Source organism: Streptomyces sp. NPDC047072, from assembly GCF_040643855.1.
Classification (GTDB): Bacteria; Actinomycetota; Actinomycetes; order Streptomycetales; family Streptomycetaceae; genus Streptomyces.
On record NZ_JBEYVC010000132.1, the window covers coordinates 22,304 to 28,554 of the forward strand.

Consider the following 6,251-nt stretch of genomic DNA (forward strand, 5'->3'; position numbering starts at 1 on the left):
AACCTCTCCTGGCCCGCGTGCACGGCCTCGAACACAGCCAGTCCCTGCTCTACTTGTATCCCGAAGAGCTCCTGCGCGGTGAAAGTCCGACGGCTGGGTATCACCGGCTTCTTCGCCCGGATCGACGGACGTCGCGGCCCGGACGGGACGAAGGAAGCCGTGCTCGCCGACCATCTGACTGCCCTGCCTCCCGACATCCGCTCCCGCCCCGTCCTCGTCATCGGCGACTCCCTCGACGAAGCGCGGGCCGCCCGGGCCGTCGGCGCGCAGCCGGTCCTGTTCTCCGGCGGCCTCGAACCGGCCGAGCGACTCCGTGCGGCCGACTGGCCCGTCACGGACACCCTCGACGCGGCGGTGCACCTCGGGCTGCGCCGTCCTGCCGCCCGCGCAGCACCGGCCCATCCCGCCCGGACATCCGTCACCCCATTCAACCCGCATGTGCCGCCCCGGGGCCGTCGGCAACTCTGACCCATCGACTGGAGTCCCCCTGCAGCACCCAGACTTCGAGCTGTACGACAACGTCGGCCGCACCGCCGAGCAGATCCGTGCCTACCACACCCGCTCCGCCACGAGGGAGGACCTGCGCCGCTGGGCCGATCGCGACGCCGAAGCCTTCCGTATCCGGCACCCCCTGCCGCCCGAGCCCTTCCCCGCCCCGGACCTGAGCCCCTACCGCACGGCTCTGGACGCGGCCGACACACCGGCCGAGTTCAGCACCGTGCTCAACACCCTGCTGGACGCGGTCGAACCGTTCCTGAGCGAGGTCATTGACCACCTGGCGGCCACCGCGAAGTGGAAGGGCCGAAACCGTGGAGCCGAACCCGGCTCGCCGCCCTGGCTGCTGCGCGGCGCCGCCAGCAGCATCGCCACCGCGCTGGCCATGGCCACCGAAGCGGATCTCAACATCCTCCGCGCGCACTACGACCCGCCCCCGGACCTCGACGCGCTCCTCAAACAGACCCGCACAGCGCCTGCCACACCTCCGGCCCCGCCGGACCCCCAGCCCGGACCCGGCAAACCACGGCGCTGACCCCCCATGAAGCAACCACCCGCCGCCACAGCCCAGGAACCGATGCCCGCACCCCGCCCGGCCCCGTTGGCCCTCTTCGCCGCCGCCCTCGCCGAGCGTCTGCCCGGCATGTGGACGAGCGAGTATCACCGCCACCGCACTTATGCGGACGAGTTCCCCACCGTCGAACGGCTCTGGGACCTCGGCCACGTCGACCACATCGTCAGCCAGTACATCCTGGGCCATGACGCCGTCCTGACCGGCCCCGACGGCGAGCAGCTCTACGTCACCGACCGGCCCAACTACCGCCACCAGTTCGTGGTGGCGGCGCTGGAACCCTCGGGCGTCACAGGCCACCAGACCTCCGCGGTGCACGAGCCGAACGGCATCGCCGTCCCCAACCACCCGGTGCGCGCCGCCGCAGCCATCACGCGGTGTCTACTGCCCCGCTACGGGACCGCCGTGGCCGCAGACCGCGCCAAGGCCCTCGACCAGCCCGAACCGCCACACCGCCAGCCCGCGTCAGCTGGTCTGGTATCCGGACGGCGTGGTGGGAGCACCGTACGACTCGGTGCCCGAAGAGGCATACATGACGCTCTTCGACCGCCACTTCCAGTACCGCCCGAACGAGTCCGCCTTCGTGCTGCCGGCCTCCTACAGCGCCCGGGTGCAGGCCATGCTGGTCCAACTCGCCGCCCAGCGGCTCATGCTGAAGGGCATCGAGGTCAACTTCCGCCGTGCCGTGCCCCTTCCACCTCCCGCTGCGGCACCGGCAGCCGCGAACAGCATGCCGGTGGCCGGGCACCGAAGTCCGCCTCCCGAAGGTAGAACACCACCCCGGTATCAAGGAGTTACCGCTGTCCGAGTCCGATCCCGACCAGCGGATGCTGCTGCACGATGTGGCCGACAAGTTCAACGCCGTCTCCGACCAGCTTCCGCTTCCCGACCAGATCCGCCCGCACCCGGCGCTGAGCGAGATCCTGGACGACGAAGTCCGCCATCTGGCCCGCCTGCTGGCCTTCCTGGCCGGCGAGAGCGCCTTCCGTCACCGGGCCGCCTCCCGTTACCCGGCCACGGCCACGGCCACGGCCACGGTGCGCCGTACGACCCTCGCGCTCGCCAGCGCCGCCGAACCCGCCGGGCTCGCCCTCGCCGCCCTCGGCGCCGCTGTCCACCACCTCGGCCAGCTCGCCGACCTCGCCCACCAGGCCCCCGGCCCCGCCCGCGACCGGGCGATCACCACCGAGCAACAACGGCTCGTGGACCGCCTCGGCGACAGCCGCACCCACCTCGCCCACACCGCGAAGCAACTGCGCACAGCCGCCGACACCCGCACCCCACCGGCCGCGACCGCCATGCCCCCGCCTGCCACAGCCCCGTCCCGTTCCCGCTGACCCCCTCCCCGAAGCACCTTCATTCCCTCGCACACAAGCGCCCGTCAGGCCGCCGTCGTGCTCACCGCCAGCTGGTACGGGCTGTGGGATGCCGGCGACATCCACCATGCCCTCGTGGAGCACCGCATCCCGTTCGCGTCCGTGCTGAAGAACACCGCCGGCACCGAACGGCTGCTGATCGAACGTCCCGGTCACCGCAGCGGCTACCTGCTCGGGGCTCTCACCGCCCACGAGAAGGAGGACTCGCACAACGACCCCACCACCCCGCACAGCATCGTGCTGCCCGCCGATCTGGGCCTTGCCGCGCACGCCGTCGCGCACACGTTCCTGCCCGCCTACCGCCGCGCCCTCCACCACCGGGACCTGAACACCGTCCTGACAGCGCTGGAACGGATCCGGGAACAACAGCAGGCTCTGAAGGCGATCAAGGACTCCGGCCCCTACAGCGACGGCAACCCGCTCAGCGACTCCGACCTGATCGCCGGAATGGAACGCGACTTCGCCGAGTGGGCCTGGCTCTCCTTCACCCAGGTCCTCGAACACGCTCCCCTCCTGCTGGCCCGGTGCCACCCCACGGCCACCCCCTGGCCCCAGGACACCGCCACGCTGACCCGCCTGCGCGAGGCATCGCCGACAGCCAGGACGCTTAGAACGAGTGGAACGACACCCGGCACGACCTGTACTCGATCCCCCGGACGCTGGCCGCCCACGAATGGAGCCAGATCCGGGGCCGCCTCGGCCTCGCCGTGCTGCCCGCCATCGAGACCTGGCTCACCGACGGCGAAACGTTCGAGCGCCAGGCCCGCGCCGCCGTACCGGGCGGCCCGTCAGCCCCGTCCGCCCAGTCCGCGGCAGCTCACCACCCGCCCCGCAGCGCCGCCCACGCCCCCGGCCGCCTCGGAACACCGCTGAACCCACCGATAAGGATTCGTCTCTGTCCGACCACTTCCGCTTCACGGCCCATCCCGAGCACGGCTACGTGGCCGAAGCCAATCCCCAGATCCCCGGCTACCTGGCCGACTGGCTGCTCACCCACGAGCAGTTCGAGCCCGTCCCGGTCTCCTCGGGCCAGTACCGGCTCATCCAGCCCGCGTACGACGGCCTGCGCCGCGCCCGCCAAGCCGCGCGGGACTTGCGCCGCCTCGGCTACCAGGTGCACACCGCTCCCACCCTCGTCCCTGACCGCAGGCCGGGATCTCCCCAACTTGGCACGGAACATGGGCTGTTGGAGCGTCGCGCTCGCATCGCGCACGCTGCGGCCACCCGCTCCCCACAGAGCCTCACCGCCCCGGCCACGTCCCCTACTGAGGGTGTGCCGCAGGTCTCCGCCGAACCCCTGAGCGGCCAAGCCCGGGCAGCCGGAGGAGGGCGGGGCCGATGAGCGACGCCGCAATCCGCATCACCCGCGGCCTGGGCGGCGAAGTCGACGTCGACGGCCCGGTCGACGCCTTCGCCGCGAGCATCCTGGCCCGCGCCGGATTCGACACCTACCCCATGCTGCGTGGCGTCTGGATCCGCCTGCCGTTCGACCGGGGTCGCCGCTGGGAGTCCGAACACGCCACCTGGGCGGCCGAGATGCTCACCGCCGCCCGGTACACCGTCGACCTCGACCCTGATCTGCGCCACGCCCCGGCCGCCGCATCAACACCGCCGCCGCGCCGCGCGAAGACCGTCATGACTGCGCAGTCCTCATCCGCCGAACCCACACAGCGACCACGACGCTGACCCGGCATCCCTTACCAACCAACTACCCAGCCCTGAAAGGCACTTCTTCCATGCCCCGCTCGACCACGCCTGCCCGCTCTGCACCGCGCCTGAGCGCGACGACATGACGCTGATGCGCTGCGCCATCTTCACGCTGCTGGAACACGGTCGCTGGATGGCCTCCAACGACATCCCCCTGCGCGACATCCTGTCTGCTGGCGGCAAATACCTGAACGGCTTCGGCGGCGGTAGCGTCCCAACGCCCGCCGCCAAGCAGTGGGCCTGGTTGGAGGCCGAGCTGCGACTGACCGTCGCCCGCGCCGCTGGACTGGTCGCTGTCAGCACCCTCGACCCGCGCATCGACCGCGTCCTGGCCACCGCCGCCCGCCGCACCTCACGGCACCAGATCGACCTGCTCGACCGTGCCGCCGAGCAGTTCACCGAACTCCACACACGCTCCCGCGCCGCCTGAATCCACCGGCGCCCCGCCCTCACCCCGTCAACAGGAGATTCCCCTGCACATGGCCGTTGTTGGTACACCCGGCTACCGGAACGTGCGCAAAGGCGAGGCAGGTAGCTGCGGGGCGGTGAGGCCCGCCCTGGAGCATGTCGGCAGTCATTGCCCATCGTTCGTTGTCCAGCCACGCGCTGTTGATGTGCTGGAAGCTCCGGGCCCGCCTCGCCTTCGCCCAACACCTCACCGCTTTCCCGCCACCACCGATAGGAGACCCGCCTTGCCCGAAGCACCAGCAGAGCCGTTCATGCCGATCCGGCACACCATCACCGGCGAGATCACCACCACCGGCTACAACGCCGCCGCCCGGCGGATCCTGCTCCAGGCCGGCTTCGAAGAGACGCCAGGCTGCGCCTGCCGAGCGACGGAACCCGGAACGGAACACGGGCCTGCTCGGCAGCCAGCGAGCTGCTGGTCGCCGGCCATCCCGTGCACCTGCACCGAGCCCTCGGTCGGCCGGTGAGCGCCGACGGTACGCCCCGGTCGGCCCGGTCGGCCCGGTCGCCGATGCCGGCACAGTCCGTGATGCGCTCCGAGAACGGCCAGCCTCTCCAGCGCATCGCCAACCCCGCACCCGCACCTGTTGAAAGATCCTCGTATTGACCACACCCGGAACGCCTACCAGTCCATCGCGCACCAAGGGCGGCGAGCTACGGGCCAAGGTGGCCCGACTGCTGGCCGACCGGCCGGCGGACACGCTCACCATCGGGGACATGGCCAGGCAGCTGGGCCACTCCCACGGCGCCGTCCGCAACGCCGCCCTCACCCTGGTGCGACGTGGCGAGGCCGACCAAGGCGGAACCGGACAACCGGAGTTCCGCGCGAACGGGAAAACCGCCGCAGCCGCGCAGACGGCTGTGATCAGCCCACCGGGCACCCACTCTCCCCGCGCCCAGGCGGCCAAGGCCCGCACGACCATTCCCGCACCAGTCACGCCCAGGCAGACGGGCCCGATCCGCCGCACGGGGGGCCAGCTCTACCACCCACGGGAGCTGGCCGATCTGCCCGACGTCGAGGCGTTGAATCGCTTGCGCGACGCCGACGTGCCGGTGCTGCTCTACGGCCCTCCGGGCACCGGCAAGACGAGTCTGGTCGAGGCGGCGTTCCCGGACCTGCTCACCGTCGCCGGTGACGGCGACACCACGGTCGGCGACTTGATCGGCGAGTACACACAGGACGACGCGGGAGCCTACGTCTTCCAGTACGGTCCGCTGGTCACCGCGATGACCGAGGGCCGCGCCCTGCTGATCGACGATGCCACCTTGATCTCACCGAAGGTCCTGGCGGCGCTGTATCCCGCGATGGACGGGCGCAGGCAGATCCAGGTCAAGGCCCACAAGGGCGAGACCATCAAGGCCGAGCCGGGCTTCTACGTGGTGGCGGGCCACAATCCCGGCGTCCACGGAGCGGTTTTGACGGAGGCGCTCGCGAGCCGGTTCAGCGTGCAGATCCAGATCGGCACGGACTATGACCTCGCCCTGGCGCTGAGGATCGACGCCCGGGTGGTCCGGGTCGCCCGACACCTCTCCCGCCAAGTCGAACTCGGCGAGCTGGGCTGGGCCCCCCAACTGCGGGAACTGCTCAGCTACCAGAAGACCGAGGCCGTCCTCGGCACCAAAGCCGCGCTCGC

The 6,251-nt window shown here is 71.1% G+C and carries 10 protein-coding genes; all 10 read left to right on the top strand.

What is annotated here, in order from left to right; translation table 11 throughout:
- Positions 1 to 78 precede the first annotated feature (78 nt).
- Positions 79 to 468 (top strand): HAD hydrolase-like protein, encoded by a 390-nt coding sequence (locus tag ABZ896_RS37980; protein ID WP_360939375.1) that lies wholly within the window; start codon positions 79 to 81, stop codon positions 466 to 468.
- The gene (locus tag ABZ896_RS37985) at positions 437 to 1,030 is read left to right on the top strand and encodes a hypothetical protein (RefSeq protein WP_360939377.1); all 594 of its coding nucleotides are present in this window, start codon (positions 437 to 439) and stop codon (positions 1,028 to 1,030) included. Before ABZ896_RS37980 ends, ABZ896_RS37985 begins: the two co-directional genes overlap by 32 nt.
- A gap of 42 nt (positions 1,031 to 1,072) precedes the next feature.
- The gene (locus ABZ896_RS37990) at positions 1,073 to 1,837 is read left to right on the top strand and encodes a hypothetical protein (RefSeq protein WP_360939379.1); all 765 of its coding nucleotides are present in this window, start codon (positions 1,073 to 1,075) and stop codon (positions 1,835 to 1,837) included.
- A 56-nt stretch (positions 1,838 to 1,893) separates the two neighbouring features.
- Entirely contained in the window at positions 1,894 to 2,403 is a 510-nt protein-coding gene (locus ABZ896_RS37995; RefSeq protein WP_360939381.1) for a hypothetical protein, read from the top strand.
- Between the two features lie 57 nt (positions 2,404 to 2,460).
- Complete coding sequence (locus ABZ896_RS38000; protein ID WP_360939383.1) at positions 2,461 to 3,315, top strand: hypothetical protein; 855 nt, start codon at positions 2,461 to 2,463, stop codon at positions 3,313 to 3,315.
- 67 nt (positions 3,316 to 3,382) lie between these two features.
- Positions 3,383 to 3,784 carry a hypothetical protein gene (locus tag ABZ896_RS38005; RefSeq protein WP_360939385.1) on the top strand — a complete coding sequence of 134 codons (402 nt, stop codon included), beginning with the start codon at positions 3,383 to 3,385 and terminating at the stop codon, positions 3,782 to 3,784.
- Entirely contained in the window at positions 3,781 to 4,128 is a 348-nt protein-coding gene (locus tag ABZ896_RS38010) for a hypothetical protein (protein ID WP_360939387.1), read from the top strand. The genes ABZ896_RS38005 and ABZ896_RS38010 overlap by 4 nt, the downstream gene beginning before the upstream one ends.
- Before the next feature lie 103 nt (positions 4,129 to 4,231).
- The gene (locus ABZ896_RS38015) at positions 4,232 to 4,579 is read left to right on the top strand and encodes a hypothetical protein (protein ID WP_360939389.1); all 348 of its coding nucleotides are present in this window, start codon (positions 4,232 to 4,234) and stop codon (positions 4,577 to 4,579) included.
- Positions 4,580 to 4,868: 289 nt separating this feature from the next.
- On the top strand, positions 4,869 to 5,084 hold the full coding sequence (locus tag ABZ896_RS38020) for a hypothetical protein (RefSeq protein ID WP_360939393.1): 216 nt from the start codon (positions 4,869 to 4,871) through the stop codon (positions 5,082 to 5,084).
- A 199-nt stretch (positions 5,085 to 5,283) separates the two neighbouring features.
- A partial coding sequence (locus tag ABZ896_RS38025; protein WP_360939395.1) for an AAA family ATPase occupies positions 5,284 to 6,251 on the top strand: 968 nt, incomplete at its 3' end.